The sequence below is a fragment of the Pseudomonas sp. KCJK9016 genome, assembly GCF_046231795.1.
In the GTDB taxonomy this organism is placed as follows: domain Bacteria; phylum Pseudomonadota; class Gammaproteobacteria; order Pseudomonadales; family Pseudomonadaceae; genus Aquipseudomonas; species Aquipseudomonas bananamidigenes.
The window spans coordinates 201,369-216,816 of record NZ_JBJJMM010000005.1 but is presented as its reverse complement, the minus strand read 5'-3'; the positions used below and the strand labels follow the sequence as shown (position 1 = coordinate 216,816).

Below are 15,448 nucleotides of genomic sequence, written 5' to 3'. Positions count from 1 at the left end.
GCGCGTTAGCCTGTGTTGTCGGGGCCGGTGAAAGACGCCGATGACACCCGCCGCTTGCGCGGGCAGGTCACGCCAAGCCGTAGCGTAGACCCGGATCGGCGGACTTGCCGGACGTCGTCGCGGTCGCGCGTCGGCTTCGCCGCTGGCCTACAGTGAGCGCAATGATCGAAGCTGTTCTGTACTCGGAAAAATCTAAGGGAAGCTTGATGGAAGTCCGTCGCGAGACTCCGCTGGGGGATACCCAGGATCCGTTTGCCGCACCGAATGCCGGTGTCCGGCGTCTGCTGCGCTGGGTCCGTCGACAGTGGCTGATACCGATTCTGCTGCTGGCGACAGCCGTGCGTTTTTATGACCTGACCGCCGCCGCGATCTGGGGCGACGAAGGCTCCAGCCTGCTGCTGGCGCGCTATACGCTGGGCGGTATCTGGGAGCACGCGGCGTTCGATGTGCATCCGCCGTTGTACTTCATGTTGCTGCACGGCTGGATCGGACTGTTTGGCGAAGGGATCCTGTCGATCCGCAGTCTCAGTGCCCTGGCCGGTATTGCCACGGTGGGTGTGGGCATGTGCCTGGTCGATCGTCTGGCGACCCGCCGCGCGGCGATCATCGCCGGGGTGCTGCTGGCGCTGCTGCCGACGGCGGTGCGCTACAGCCAGGAAGTGCGCATGTACTCGCTGCTCGGCCTGCTGCTGGTCGGCACTACCCTGGCGTTGATCTGCTGGGTCAGACGCCCGCAGCGCCGACGGTATCTGGTGATCTATGCGCTGCTGATGAGCGCCGCGTTGTACACCCACTACTTCGCGGTGCTGGCGGCGTTGAGCCATTGGCTGTACCTGGGGCTGATTCGCCTGCTGCCGGGCTATCGCCTGCGGCATATCCAGCGCAAGGACTGGTGGCTGGCCAATCTGGCAATCGTCGCGCTCTACCTGCCGTGGCTGCCGAACCTGTTCGATCTGACCCGGCACATGGAAGAGCTCAAGGTCGGGGGCGATGTGGGCTGGGAAGATCCGGTGACCCTGTCGTCACTGCCGTCGATGATCTGGCTGTGGCTGACCCAGAACGAGGGCGATCATCTTCCGTTGCTGCTGTTCTGCGGCATGCCGCTGGCCATGCTGGCGCTGGCGGGCGTGGCCGTCGCCCGTGACCGCAGCGTGAACCATGGCAGCGTGTTGCTGGCGCTTTATACCGGTGTGCCGTTGTTTCTGGTGTTCGCCGTGTCGTTCATCAGCCCGGTGTTCATCGAGCGCTATCTGACGGCCTATGCGTTGGGCCTGCCGATGCTTGCAGCGCTGGCCATCGACCGCTTGTACAGCCGCGCTCGCGTATGGGCGCTGGCTTTGCTGGTGGCGTTTGTCGGCATCGAAATGGTCGGTGTGAACACCAACGCCACGGTCGATCCGAATGATCAGTTCAATGTCATGGTCGAGCACATCAACCACCACTTCGTCAGCGGCGACCGGATCGTCACCAGCGACATGCTCTGGTACTTGAGTTATGTCTATTACAACCGCACCGATGCTCAAGTGCGGCTGTTTACACCACCGACTGCCGAGGGGCGTTCGACCCGTCCGAACCATTACGGATTTGGCACGCTGGTGTCCGACGAGGTGTATCTGGATCGTCTTGCGGACCTGCCGCAGGGCAGTTCCCGGGTCTGGCTGATCGGCGATCTGGACCCGGAAGTCGCGGACCCGTTCCTGCCGCTGCCCAAGACCTGGCAGTTGCGTGAACAGTCCAATGCTGGCGGGGCGAAAGCGCGACTTTTCGTACTGGAAAAGGACGATCGTACCAACGGGGAGTGACTTAAACGCTTCACCTTACGGCTGGCAATAAGAAAAGGTCTGACAAGTCCGTTTTGCTCTATGTTGATGTCAAAACACTACTAGTCGAAAGGGCTTTGTTGGACTACGCTCGTCGGACAAAAGGACTTACAAAGTAAGGTGAAGGGATTGCAGCAGTTCCACTTTATCTCCGGCTTGCCGCGCTCGGGCTCGACCCTCCTTTCTGCGATCCTTTTGCAGAACCCGCGCTTTCATGCCGGCATGACCAGCCCGGTCGGCGCGTTGTTCTCAGGTGTCCTCGAACAATGCAGCGCCGGCAGCGAATTCGGCGCGGTAATCGACACCGACATGCGCCGTCGTCTGTTGCGCGGTCTGTTCGACTCCTACTACGCCGGCAAGGCCGACAAACCGGTGGTGTTCGACACCAACCGACAGTGGAGCGCGCGCCTGCCGGCGATCAACGATCTGTTTCCCAAAGCCAGGGTCATTGCTTGCGTGCGCAACGTCGCCTGGGTGATGGACAGCCTGGAGCGGCTGTACCGCGCCAACCCCTACGAAAACACCAAGCTGTTCGGCGATGCCGTCGAGCGCAACACCGTCTACAGCCGCTGCGAAACCCTGGCCCAGCGCAACCGCCTGGTGGGTTTTGCCTGGGCGGCGCTCAAGGAAGCCTATTACGGCGAGCATGCCGACTCGCTGCTGATTGTCGATTACGACTTGTTGACCCAGGCCCCGGAGCGGGTGCTGCGGCTGGTTTACGAATTCATCGGCGAGCCCTGGTTCGAGCACGATTTCGAACACCTGGCCTATGACGCGCCGGAGTTCGATCAAGCTCTCGGCGTGGCCGGTCTGCACAAGGTCAAGCCCAGGGTCGCCCTGGAGTCCCGGCGCACTATCCTGCCGCCGGATCTGTTCAAGCAATACGCCGATCTGTCCTTTTGGCTCGATGGCTCGGCCAGCGCTGCCAATGTGATTCGTATGAAGTCCGACGCCGCGATCAGCTGATTGCGGCGTTTTTCATTGATGCATTTACAACTGTTCGAGTCCGGGTGAGCAACATGTGGTGGAGCAAGCAAAAGTCGCGGGTAACCGAGGGCCAACGGACGCTGGCTGCGCCGCTGATCATGTCGCTGGAGCCGCGCATGCTGTTCGACGGCGCGGTTGCGGCCACCGTGGCCGATACCGCCGCAGCCCAGCCCGACAGCCATCCCGCCGCCGAAGCAGCCAAGGCGCCGACCGCCGATCATCCGGTGGCCAGCAAGGACACCCACGGCCAGGCAGACGCCACACCCGCCGCCAGCCCTGTCGCCGTGCCGGGCCAGACCGTGGTGTTCGTCGATGCCCGGGTCAAGGATGCCGACAGCCTGCTCAAAGGCGTTGCTCCCGGCACACAAGTGGTCAGGCTCGACGCGAGCAAGGACGGCTTGCAGCAGATCGCCGATTATCTTGATCAGCATTCGGGCGTCAGCTCGGTGCAGATCATCGCCCACGGCAATGCCGGTGACCTGTGGCTGGGTAACAGCTACCTTTCGGCGGACAACGTCGCGCAACGCAGTGCGGTGCTGGCAGAGATCGGCAAGGACATGAACGTCGGCGGCGACATCCTGATCTATGGCTGCTACACCGCCGAGGGGGACCGTGGACTGAGCTTCGTCGATTCCCTGGCGCAAATGACCGGTCGCGACGTCGCGGCATCGAACAACCGCACCGGGGTGGGCGGCGACTGGGATCTGGAGATCGCCACCGGCAAGATCGAAAGTGCCAACGTACTTTCGGCTCAAGCGATGAGCGAATACCAGTGGGGCCTGGCCACCTGGACCGCGACCAACAACCTGAATACCGGCGCCGGTTCGCTGCGCGCTGCGCTGGCGTCGGCGCAGAACGGCGACATCGTGACCTTCAGCACCGGCATGACCGTGCAGCTCACCTCGGAATTGCTGATCAACAAGAACATCACGGTCGACGGCGACCTGAACAACGACGGCGTCGCGGACGTGACCCTCGACGGCCAGTACAGGACCCGGGTGGTGGAAATCACCTCCGGCAGCACGGTGACGCTGGACGGGCTGGTCATCACTCGCGGCCTCGTTTCCGGCAACGGTGGCAATGGCGGCTATAGCGCCACCGGCGCCATGGGCGGCGGGATTTTCAACGCAGGCATTCTCACGCTGAACAATGTTTCGGTCACCGGCAACGCAGCCGCGGGTGGTGGCGGTGGCGGGGGGGTCACCGGCGCCAACTACGGCGGTGGCGGCGGCGGTGGCGGCGGTCTTGGCGGCCAGGGCGGCGGCCATGGCGGTACTGCCGGGCCGGGCACCGGTACGCTGGGCGGCCAGGCCGGCAGCGGTGGCGTCGGTGGCTACGGCGGCGGCTATGACGCAACGCACATGGGCGGGCGCGGCGGTTCCACCACCGGTGGTGCGGGCGGCGTCGGCGTGTCGTATTACAGCAACGGCGGCAACGGCGGCACGGCCAACAACGGCACGATTTCCATCGGTGGCGGTGGTGGCGGCTCTGGCTGGGACAAGGTCGGCGGCGCGGGCGGTAACGCCGCCGGCGGCATTTACAATGCTTCTACCGGGACCCTGAAAATCGTCGGTACGTCGGTCATCAGCAATAACATCGGTGCGGGCGGCGGTGGTGGCGGCGGCAGCGGTCAGGGGAGCAACAACCAGAACGGCGGCGACGGCGGACGCGGGGTCGGTGCGATCTGGAACCAGGGCGGCACGGTACTGATTACCGCCTCCAACTTCAGTGCGATCAGCGGCAACGCGGCGGGCAGCGGCTCCGGTGGCCTGGAGCTGGGGGGCGGCGTCACGGGCTCCGTGCCGTTGGCTTTTGCAGCGATCTACAACAATGGCGGAACTCTTAACACCGCTTATGTGGAACCACCGACCGCCACGATCGTGATGTCGGACACCGCGCTGAAAATCGGTGAAACCTCACTGGTGACCATTACCTTCAGCCGCGCGGTGACCGGTTTCACCAACGCCGACCTGACCATCGCCAACGGCACGTTGAGCGCAGTGAGCAGCGGCGACGGCGGCATCACCTGGACGGCGACCTTCACCCCGACCAACAACATCACTGACGCCACCAACCTGATCACCCTGGACAACACCGGCGTGACCGCGATCAACGACGGCGTGGCGGGCGTCGGCACAACCAGCTCCGTCAACTACACCATCGATACCGTGCGGCCGACCGTCAGCATCGTGATGTCGGATACGGCGCTGAAAATCGGCGATACCTCGCTGGTGACCTTCACGTTCAGCGAAGCGGTGACCGGTTTCACCAACGCCGACCTGACCATCGCCAACGGTACGCTGAGCGCAGTGAGCAGCAGCGACGGCGGCATCACCTGGACAGCGACGTTCACCCCGACCGCCAGTATCACCGACACCACCAACGTCATCACTCTGGACAACACCGGTATTGCCGATCTGGCCGGCAACGCCGGCAGCGGCACCACCGACTCGGCCAACTACGTGATCGATACGGTGCGTCCGACCGCAACCATTGTCGTCGCTGACAGCAATCTGACGGCGGGCGAAACCTCGCAAGTGACCATCACCTTCAGTGAAGCGGTGACCGGCTTCACCACGGCCGACCTGACGGTGGCCAACGGCACCCTGACCGGCCTGAGCAGCAGCGACGGTGGCATCACCTGGACCGCCACGCTCACGCCGAGCGCCAACATCACCGACACCACCAACCTGGTGACTCTGGACAACACCGGGATCAGTGACCTGGCCGGCAACGCCGGCAGCGGCACGACCAACTCCAACAACTATGCCATCGACACCGCACGACCAACCGCGACCATCGTGCTGGCCGACAACAACCTGAAAATCGGTGAAACCTCGCTGGTGACCATCACCTTCAGCGAGGCGGTGACCGGCTTCACCAACGCCGACCTGACCGTCGCCAACGGCACATTGAGCGCGGTCAGCAGCAGTGATGGTGGCATGACCTGGACGGCGGCGTTCACACCGACCGCCAACATCACCGACGCGACCAACCTGATTACCCTGGACAACACCGGCATCGCCGATCTGAACGGCAACGCCGGCAGCGGTACCACCAATTCGAACAATTACGCCATCGACACCCAGCGTCCGACCGCGACCATCGTGATGTCCGATACCGCGTTGAAGATTGGCGAAACCTCGCAGGTGACCATCACCTTCAGCGAAGTGGTGACCGGTTTCACCAACGCCGACCTGACGGTCGCCAACGGTACGCTGAGCGCAGTGAGCAGCAGCGACGGCGGCATGACCTGGACCGCGACCTTCACGCCGACCGGCAACATCACCGATACCACCAACGTCATCACCCTGGACCAGAGCGGCGTCACTGATATGGCCGGCAACGCCGGCAGCGGTACCGTCGATTCCGGCAATTACGCCATCGATACCCAGCGCCCGACGGCAACCATTGTGGTAGCCGACAGCAACCTCACCGCCGGTGAAACCTCGTTGGTGACCATCACGTTCAGCGAAGCGGTAAGCGGGTTCACCAACGCCGACCTGACGGTTGCCAACGGCACGCTGACGGCGCTCAGCAGCAGCGACGGCGGCATTACCTGGACGGCGACCTTCACACCGAACCTGGGCGTCAACGACGCGACCAACGTGATCACGCTGGCCAATACCGGCATCGCCGATCTGGCCGGCAATGCCGGCAGCGGCACGACCAGCTCCAACAACTACACCATCGATACAATGGTGCCGACCGCGACCATCATCGTGTCCGACCCCAGTCTGAAGATCGGTGAAACGTCGCTGGTGACCATCACCTTCAGCGAGGCGGTAACCGGTTTCACCAACGCCGACCTGACCATCGCCAACGGCACGTTGAGTGCGATCAGCAGCAGCGACGGCGGCATTACCTGGACCGCGACCTTCACGCCGACCAGCAACATCACCGACACCACCAATGTGATCACGCTGGACAACAGCGGTGTCCAGAACCTGTCCGGCAACGCCGGTGTCGGCACCACGGATTCCAACAACTACGCCATCGATACCCAGCGCCCGACCGCGACCATCGTGGTCGCCGATTCCGCACTGGGCGTCGGCCAGACCTCGCTGGTGACCATCACTTTCAGCGAAGCGGTGACCGGTTTCACCAACGCCGACCTGACCATCGCCAACGGCACATTGAGTGCAGTCAGCAGCAGTGACGGCGGTATCACCTGGACCGCGACCTTCACTCCGGCGGCGGGGATCACCGACACCACCAACGTGATCACCCTGGACAACACCGGCATCGCCGATCTGGCGGGCAACGCCGGCAGCGGCACCACCGACTCCAACAACTACGCGGTCGACAGTCAGCGCCCGACAGCCACCATTGTCATGAGCGACAGCGACTTGCGCCCCGGCGAAACGGCGCTGGTGACCATCACTTTCAGTGAGGCCGTGACCGGTTTCGACAACTCGGACCTGAGCGTCGCCAACGGCACCTTGAGTAATGTGACGTCGAGCGACGGTGGCATTACCTGGACGGCCACGTTCACCCCGAATATCGGTGTCACCGATCTCACCAACCTGATTGTCCTGAACAATACCGGCATCGCCGACCTGGCCGGCAACAGCGGTGCCGGCACCACCAGCTCGGCCAACTATCAGGTGCAGACCCAGGTGCCGACCGCCACCATCGTGGTGGCCGACACTTCGCTCAAGGCCGGGGAAACCTCACTGGTGACCATCACCTTCAGCGAAGCGGTAAGCGGTTTCGACAACAGTCACCTGGCCATGGCCAACGGCACGTTGAGCAACGTCAGCAGCAGCGACGGCGGCATCACCTGGACCGCGACCTTCACCCCGACCGCCAACGTCACCGACAGCACCAACCTGATCACCCTGAATTTCGCCGGAGTGAGCAACGTGTCAGGCAACAGCGGCATCGGCACGCTCGATTCCAACAACTTCGCCATCGACACTGCGCTGCCGACCGCCACCATCGTGGTCGCCGACAATCGCCTGGGCATCGGTGAAACCACCACCGTGACCATCACCTTCAGCGAAGCGGTGAGCGGTTTCGATCTGTCGGACCTCAGCGTCGCCAACGGCACCCTGTCCAATTTGAGCAGCAGTGACGGCGGCGTGACCTGGACCGCGACCCTGACGCCGACTGCCGGGATCAACGACGCGACCAACCTGATCATCCTCGACACCGCCGGTGTGCAGGATCTGGCCGGCAACGCCGGGGCGAGCATCGCCATCTCCAACAACTACATCCTCGACGCGACCCGACCGACGGTGAGCATCGTGGTTGCCAACCCACATTTGGGCATCGGCCAGACCACCACGGTCACCTTTACCTTCAGCGAGGCGGTGAACAACTTCGATCTGTCGGATCTGAGCGTGACCAACGGGGATCTGAGCAACCTGAGCAGCAGCGACGGCGGCAAGACCTGGACCGCGACGTTCACGCCGACCGCGAATGTCACCGATCCGAGCAATTTCATTGCCCTGGACACCAGCAATGTCACTGATCTGGCGGGCAATGCCGGCAGCACGGTGGCCGTGTCGAACAACTACGCCCTCGACAGCGAACGGCCGACCGCCACGGTTGTGGTCGCCAATCCGAATCTGGGCATCGGCCAGACGTCGCAGGTGACCATTTCCTTCAATGAGGCGGTCACCGGTTTCGACCTGTCGGACATCAGCGTGGCCAACGGCACCTTGTCCAACCTGAGCAGCAGCGACGGTGGCAAGACCTGGACCGCGACCCTCACGCCGAACGCCAACGTCAACAGCGCCAGCAATGCGATCAGCGTCAACAGCGCCGGGGTCAGCGACCTGTCGGGCAACAGTGGCAGCGGGATCAGTCAGTCGGGCAACTATGTGATCAACACGGTGCCTGCCGTTTCGCCGACTTCACCGCTCGTCGTGGTGCCGCCGGACCCTGAGTTCCGCAGCAGCGACCCGGTCGTGCAGCCACCGCTGCCGAACGTGCCGCTGCAACCGCTGGTCTTTGCGCCACCCACCGGTGACCTCGGTTCACCGTTGACCTTTGCGCCGCTGTTCGAGCAGCGGGTATTGGGTAACGGCCTGCGTCCTCTGGGTGACATCTTCATCAACCACGGCGCCTTGAGCCCAAGCTTCATCGCTCAGGTCTTTGGCAGCAGCGAAAGCGGCGGTGACGGTTCCGGCCATGGCTTCCTCGGCTTCGGCGGTGGCGATGGCGGGGTGTTCGCCAGCAGCACCCTGTCGAGCTTCTTCAACCAGAACAGTGCTGCCGAGCGGGATTCCTTGAGCACGTTCGACAGCCATTCGCTCAAGGGCGGTGATATTTCCCAGGGACTGCGCGGCGTGTTCGGCGCGCCGACCCTGGGCCAGCAACTGCAACAGATCAAGGACAGCGAGCAGCATCGGGTGGACAACCTGGCCGCGGCGCTGCAACAGGTCGGCATCAGCGAAATGCCGGCCTGACGAACCAGAACAATTCAACAATTATGCGGGACCCAAGGGGCGATCCAGGGATGAAGAAAGGTCAGAAACTGTTCGGCGCCAGCCTGCTGGCGTTGGCGATCAGCGGATGTGCAGTCACCAGTGAACCGATCGAACGCAGCGTCAGCGAACAACGGGCCAAAGCCGACCTGCAAACCATGTACAAGGGCCAGGAACCGCTGCGCGGTCCGCTGACCCTGCATCAGGCCATGGCCCGCGCGGTGAAATACAACCTCGAAGGACGCCTGAAGATCATGGAGGAAGCGCTGGCCAAGCGGCAGCTCGACCTCGCCAGTTTCGACATGCTGCCGCGCATGGCGCTGGACGCCGGTTACGTCGGGCGCAACAACGTCAGCGCTTCCAGCAGCCAGAGCGTGCGCACCGGCACCCAATCCCTGGAACCCTCGACCTCCCAGGACCGCGACCGCAACGTCGCCGACCTGACCATGGTCTGGAACGTCCTCGATTTCGGTGTCAGCTACATCAACGCCAAACAGCAGGGCGACCAGCGCCTGATCGTGCAGGAGCGCCGGCGCAAGGTGATCAACACCATCGTTCAGGACGTGCGCTCGGCCTATTGGCGGGCGATGGCGGCCGAGCGGCTGCTCAAGCAGATCGACAGCCTGATGGCGCGGGTCGACAGCGCCCGGCGCAACAGTGAAAGCATGAGCGAGCAACGCATCGGCGATCCGGTGCAGTCCCTCGGCTACCAGCGTTCGCTGATCGAAGCCACCCGGCAACTGGAAGAGCAGCGCCGCGCATTGTCGCTGGCGAAAACCGAGCTGGCGACCCTGATCAACCTGCCGATGGGCACTAACCTGACGCTGGCCACCGACGACGGTTATCAGATCCCGGAACTCAAGGTGGATATCGCCAAACTGGAACAGGAAGCCCTGACCAGCCGTCCGGAGCTGCGCGAGCAGGATTACCAGACCCGGATCAGTGCCGCCGAAACCCGCAAGGCCATGCTGCGCATGTTACCGGGCCTGGAGTTTTCCGCCGGCGGGCACTACGACAGCAACTCGTTCCTGGTGAACGATCGCTGGGCGGACTATGGCGTGAAGGTGACCTGGAACCTGTTCAACGTGATCTCCGCGCCGGCCGCCATCGATGTGGCCAAGGCCGGTGAAGAAGTCGCCACCGCCCGGCGTCAGGCCATGTCGATTGCGGTGCTGGCGCAGTTGTACGTCGCCAACGCCAACTATCAAGAGGCGCTGCGTCAGTTCAAGACCAACCAGCAGCTCTCGGATATCGACGGGCAAATCGTCGGCCAGTTGCGCAACCGCCATCAGGCGGCGGGCATCGGCGAACTGGATCTGATCCAGGGCGAACTGAACAACCTGCAGGCGGACTTGCGTCGCGATCTGTCCTACGCCGATCTGCGTAATGCCTACGGTCAGATCTTCGCCAGTGCCGGGCTCGATCCTTTGCCGGACCAGGTGCAGTCGACCGAAGTGCAGTCGATTGCCACGGCGCTGGCCAACCGCGAAGCGGCGTGGGCCTCGGGGGATATTTCGGTGCCGGTGGCCCATGCCTCCGCGAAGTGACGTGCTGGCGCCGACCGCGAGCATCAGCCGTGCGCAGCGCGAGGCCCGCAATGGTCATCGCGGCACGGCAGTGTTGCTGACCGGTTTGCCGGCGGCGGGCAAATCGACGCTGGCTCAGGCGCTGCATGCCGAACTCTTCGAGCAGGGCCTGCAAAGTGTGGTGCTCGACGGCGATGGCTTGCGCGTCGGGCTCAACCGCGACCTGGGTTTCACCGACGCGGACCGTCTGGAAAACATCCGTCGCGCCAGCGAACTGGCGGCGCTGCTGGTGGAGAACGGGCAAATCGTGATTCTGGCGATGATCGCGCCGCTGGTGGAGTTGCGCGAAGTGTTCGCCCGACGCCTGGGCGATGACTATCGCGAAGTCTGGTGCAGCGCCGCGCTCGCAGTGTGCGAGCAGCGCGATCCGAAAGGACATTACGCCCGGGCACGGCGTGGTGAGCTGGCTGGTTTCACCGGCGTTTCCGCTCCTTACGAACCGCCAGTCGAGGCCTCGCTGGTGCTGGACACCGGAGCGCTGTCGGTCGACGCCTGTCTGGATCGTTTGCTGACCTGGCTCGGCGAATCCGCAGTACTGCCCCGGACATGAACCGGCCAGCGTTTTCGCGACTGCCGGTGACGGTGGATCTGCCGCTGTTGTTGCAGGCGCTGGCGGCGATTGCCGACGATGCCTGGCGCGGTCATTTCAACACCGCCTGCTTCGCCGGTGACTGGAGCGGGGTGGCGCTGATCTCGGCAGCCGATGCCCTGACCGAATTGTCCCCGGGCCGCGCCGAACCCGTGCAGCGTGCCCCTTGGCTGAACGACCGCCGCTGGCAGCAGGCATTGCGCGATCTGCCGCTGGAGATCGTCAGTGCGCGTCTGTTGCGCCTGGGACCGGGCGGGCAGATCCATGAACATCGTGATTACGACCTTGAGGGGCCGGAGGCTGACCGGCGCCTGCACATCCCGTTGCTCAGCCCGCCCGCCGTGGACTTCTGGCTCGATGGCCTGCGCATGCCGATGGCGGCAGGGGAGTGCTGGTTTCTGGACCTTGCGCGGCCCCATCGGGTCGACAATCGCGACAGCGCAGCGCGCATTCATCTGGTACTCGATTGCCGCCCCGGCGCGTGGCTGGAGCAGATGATTGCCGAGGGTTTGCCGAGTACTCCGCAGCCTGACGCGCAAGACTCGGCGTTACAGCGCTATGAGCGTCTGCTGGTCGCGGATCCGTCGTTGTCCGCAGCGTTGCAGGCACTGCACGACCCCGAAGCGTTTATCCAGCAGGCAGTGGCACTGGCCGCCGGGCGCGGTTTGTCTGTCTCCCGGGAAGAACTGCTGGCGGCGATGCGCAAGGGACGTCGATCCTGGAACGAACAATGGCGAGCCTGAATCTGCACGGCTGGTTGCCGATCCGCATCTGGAAAGCCACCGGGCAATGGCAGGTCGACTGGTGCTGGTTCGGTGATTCGCCCCTGCGCCAGCCGTTTTTTCGCGAGGCGGTAGAGCAGGCGCTGCAGCTGCCGTTCAATCAGGCGTTTCGTCGGCAGACGCCCTTGTCGACGCTTGCCGATTGGCAAGCGGTCAGCCCGGGCCTGGCACCGAGTGCTTTCATCCTGCATGCCTCGCGCTGCGGTTCGACGTTGATCAGCCAGATGCTGGCGCGGCTCGATGATCACATCGTGATCTCGGAACCTGCGCCCCTCGATACCTTGCTGCGCAGTGATCTGCCGGATGTCGAACGTCGGGCAGCCATCGCAGGATTGCTCTCGGCCTACGGACAGCGTCGGCGCGGCATGGAACAACGACTGGTGATCAAACTCGATGCCTGGAACATCGGCGAATGGCCTTTGCTGCAGGCGTGCTTCCCCGATACACCGTGGCTGTTTGTCTATCGCGATCCGCTGGAAATCGCCGTCTCGCATCTGCGGCGTCCGGGCATGCACATGGTGCCGGGCATGCTCGGTGCATGTGTGCTGGACGATGGCTTGCCGTTTGTGGGGCGTGAGGACTTCATCGCCCGGCGACTCGGTCGCTTGCTGGAGGCCGGACGTTTGCATTGTGCAGACTCGGGCGGCCTGGCGGTGAATTACAGCGAGTTGCCCGAGGCCATGGCGGGACGTCTGGCGAGTTTTTTCCGCCTGAACGCCACGCAAGGCGAACAGGCCCTGGCAGGCTCTGCGCAGCATGCAAAACAGCCGTCACAGATGTTTGTCGCCGACGGCGACAGCAAACGCCGCGAAGCCTCGACGCTGTTACGGGCACACGTGGAGCGTTGTGCGCGATCACCCTATGAAGCGCTTGAGCGCCTGCGCCTTCACGATTTGGCCGATTGATCCGCCATCCCCTTGAGCAATTCGATCGGCAACGGGAAGACGATGGTCGAACTCTTGTCGCCGGCAATCGAACTCAAGGTCTGCATGTAGCGCAATTGCATGGCACCGGGCTGGCGGCCGAGCATCTCGGCGGCCTGCATGAGCTTTTCCGAGGCCTGCAATTCGCCTTCGGCGTGGATCACCTTGGCCCGCCGTTCCCGTTCGGCTTCAGCCTGCCTGGCGATGGCGCGGATCATCGATTCGTTGAGGTCGACGTGTTTGATTTCGACATTGGCGACTTTGATGCCCCAGGCGTCGGTCTGGGCATCGAGCACTTGCTGGATGTCGATGTTCAGCTGTTCCCGCTCGGCCAGCAGTTCGTCCAGTTCATGCTTGCCGAGTACTGCGCGCAGGGTGGTCTGGGCCAGCTGACTGGTGGCGGTCAGAAAGTCCTCGACCTGGATGATCGCCTTCTGCGGGTCGAGCACGCGGAAGTACAGCACCGCGTTGACCTTGACCGAGACGTTGTCGCGGGTGATCACATCCTGCGGTGGCACATCGAGCACGATGGTGCGCAGATCGACCCGGACCATTTGCTGTACCACCGGAATCAACAGGATCAGCCCCGGCCCCTTGACCTGCCAGAAACGCCCGAGCTGAAACACCACACCCCGTTCGTATTCACGCAGGATGCGGAACGTCGAGCCGGCCATGGCAATGAGCAACAGCAGCAGCGCGACAAAACCGATTTGCAGACCCATGATCACTCTCCGAGCGGTGCCGCATCAGTCGCGGCCACTTGCAGCAACAAGCCCCTGCGCCCGACCACCCGCACCGGTTGCCCGGTGTGCAGCGGTGTGGCACTCGACACTTGCCAGCGTTCTCCCTGTAATTGCACCCAGCCATTGCGGGTGTCCTGCGATTCCACCAAGGTCACCGCCGTCACGCTGCCGACCAGGCCGGCGTCGCCGCTGACCGGATGGCGTGGCCGGGTTCTCAGAGCACGGATCAGCAACGCGATCAGCAACAGGGCGCTGACCAGACCGAGGCCGATCATCATCGGCACCGGCAGTGCGGTGTTGTTCAGGATCAGCGCGCCGACCACGAACATGACAAGCCCGGCAAGACCGATGACTCCGTAATTGGGCAGCACGGCTTCGGCGATCAGAAAGCAGATGCCCAGGGTGATCAACCACAGACCGAAAGGATCGATGTCGGGCACCGGCGCGTCTGCAGACAACGCCGATCCGCTCAACAGCATCAACAGGACCCATACACAGCAACGGATGTTCACGTGACCCTCCGGGAGAGTCAGGGGTTCTCTTTACAGTCTAGTTGAGCCCGGGGCCGGATGAATTCCGGTCGACCTGCCCATGCCGCCAGTGAGCGGAATTTCCTGCGTCCGCGGCGTGTCCGACTAGACTTTCAAGGACGGGAACAACGTTCATCACCGCCCGCCACGCAGCGTCGACGGGCACCGAGGTGCATCATGCGCATGGCAAAAAAAGTGCAGAGCAGCCTGACCCGGGCGCAATGCGAATACGACATCGTCGCCCATCCGCATTCCAGCAGCAGCCTGGAAACGGCGCGGGTTGCGGGAATTCCGGCGGAACGGGTGGCCAAATCGGTGATCCTCGACGACCACCACGGGCATTACCTGATGGCCGTGCTGCCCGCCAGCCGCCATCTGGACCTGAGCAAGGTGCGCACCAGCGGCGAGTGGCAGATCACCCGCGAAAGCACCCTGGCGCATCTGTTCGATGACTGCGAGCGTGGCGCGGTGCCGCCGCTGGGCGATTCCTATGGCCTGGACATGGTTATCGACCCGCTTGTGACCCGGCAGAAAGACATCTACCTGGAGGCCGGCAACCACCACAACCTGCTGCACATGAGCATGCCCGAGTTTCTGAGAATGGTGCCCCATGCGCAGGTGCGGGAGTTGAGTCAGTAGGTTTTCCAGCGTCTGTGCCGACGCCAATCGCGAGCAGATTCTGCGCTGAACCTGTGGGAGCGAGCCTGCTCGCGAAAAATCTTTCACACCCTATGAATCTCGCAGGAGTTCCAACATGGAAAGCCCGACGCACAGCCTTCCGTCCCTGTTCAAACAGCTCGGTCTGCCAAACGACCCGGTCAGCATCGACCAGTTCATCGCCGCCCATTCACCGCTCAAGCCCGAATTGCACCTGTGTGATGCGTTTTTCTGGACCAAAAGCCAGGCGGATTTCTTGCGGGACGAGATTCTTGACGATGCGGATTGGGCGGAGGTGGTGGATCAGCTGGATGTGATGTTGAGGAAGGGGCGGGGGGTGTAGAAAAATGTCTGAAAAGACCGAAATGTAAAAAAACAGCGCAGAAGTCAGGGAGAG

Annotated in this window: 11 protein-coding genes; 9 read left to right on the top strand and 2 right to left on the bottom strand. The window is 63.3% G+C overall.

Going from position 1 to position 15,448, the window contains the following annotated elements:
• Window positions 1-206: 206 nt before the first annotated feature.
• The 7 genes from ACK6BI_RS07015 to ACK6BI_RS06985 all read left to right on the top strand — a co-directional run bounded on the left by ACK6BI_RS07015 (window position 207) and on the right by ACK6BI_RS06985 (window position 13,103).
• The gene (locus ACK6BI_RS07015; RefSeq protein WP_409316475.1) at window positions 207-1,802 is read left to right on the top strand and encodes a glycosyltransferase family 39 protein; all 1,596 of its coding nucleotides are present in this window, start codon (window positions 207-209) and stop codon (window positions 1,800-1,802) included.
• Between the two features lie 138 nt (window positions 1,803-1,940).
• A complete protein-coding gene (locus ACK6BI_RS07010) occupies window positions 1,941-2,786 on the top strand; it encodes a sulfotransferase family protein (RefSeq protein ID WP_409316474.1) in 846 nt (281 codons plus the stop codon).
• A gap of 53 nt (window positions 2,787-2,839) precedes the next feature.
• Entirely contained in the window at window positions 2,840-9,223 is a 6,384-nt protein-coding gene (locus ACK6BI_RS07005; protein WP_409316473.1) for an Ig-like domain-containing protein, read from the top strand.
• A 50-nt stretch (window positions 9,224-9,273) separates the two neighbouring features.
• Window positions 9,274-10,788, top strand: a complete 1,515-nt coding sequence (locus ACK6BI_RS07000; RefSeq protein WP_260521743.1) for a TolC family protein — start codon at window positions 9,274-9,276, stop codon at window positions 10,786-10,788.
• Window positions 10,772-11,377 carry an adenylyl-sulfate kinase gene (cysC, locus tag ACK6BI_RS06995; protein ID WP_409316472.1) on the top strand — a complete coding sequence of 202 codons (606 nt, stop codon included), beginning with the start codon at window positions 10,772-10,774 and terminating at the stop codon, window positions 11,375-11,377. Before ACK6BI_RS07000 ends, cysC begins: the two co-directional genes overlap by 17 nt.
• Entirely contained in the window at window positions 11,374-12,159 is a 786-nt protein-coding gene (locus ACK6BI_RS06990) for an aspartyl/asparaginyl beta-hydroxylase domain-containing protein (protein WP_409316471.1), read from the top strand. Before cysC ends, ACK6BI_RS06990 begins: the two co-directional genes overlap by 4 nt.
• Entirely contained in the window at window positions 12,147-13,103 is a 957-nt protein-coding gene (locus tag ACK6BI_RS06985) for a sulfotransferase family protein (protein ID WP_409316470.1), read from the top strand. The genes ACK6BI_RS06990 and ACK6BI_RS06985 overlap by 13 nt, the downstream gene beginning before the upstream one ends.
• On the opposite strand, the gene ACK6BI_RS06980 is transcribed toward ACK6BI_RS06985, so the two are convergent.
• A complete protein-coding gene (locus ACK6BI_RS06980; RefSeq protein ID WP_065257449.1) occupies window positions 13,085-13,843 on the bottom strand; it encodes a slipin family protein in 759 nt (252 codons plus the stop codon). The genes ACK6BI_RS06985 and ACK6BI_RS06980 overlap by 19 nt on opposite strands.
• Before the next feature lie 2 nt (window positions 13,844-13,845).
• Window positions 13,846-14,376 carry an NfeD family protein gene (locus tag ACK6BI_RS06975; RefSeq protein ID WP_409316469.1) on the bottom strand — a complete coding sequence of 177 codons (531 nt, stop codon included), beginning with the start codon at window positions 14,374-14,376 and terminating at the stop codon, window positions 13,846-13,848.
• 195 nt (window positions 14,377-14,571) lie between these two features.
• On the opposite strand from ACK6BI_RS06975, the gene ACK6BI_RS06970 reads away from it, so the two are divergent.
• Both ACK6BI_RS06970 and ACK6BI_RS06965 read left to right on the top strand, forming a co-directional pair.
• Complete coding sequence (locus ACK6BI_RS06970; protein ID WP_409316468.1) at window positions 14,572-15,033, top strand: aminoacyl-tRNA deacylase; 462 nt, start codon at window positions 14,572-14,574, stop codon at window positions 15,031-15,033.
• A 115-nt stretch (window positions 15,034-15,148) separates the two neighbouring features.
• Window positions 15,149-15,394, top strand: a complete 246-nt coding sequence (locus tag ACK6BI_RS06965; protein ID WP_409316467.1) for a DUF2789 domain-containing protein — start codon at window positions 15,149-15,151, stop codon at window positions 15,392-15,394.
• Window positions 15,395-15,448: the final 54 nt, after the last annotated feature.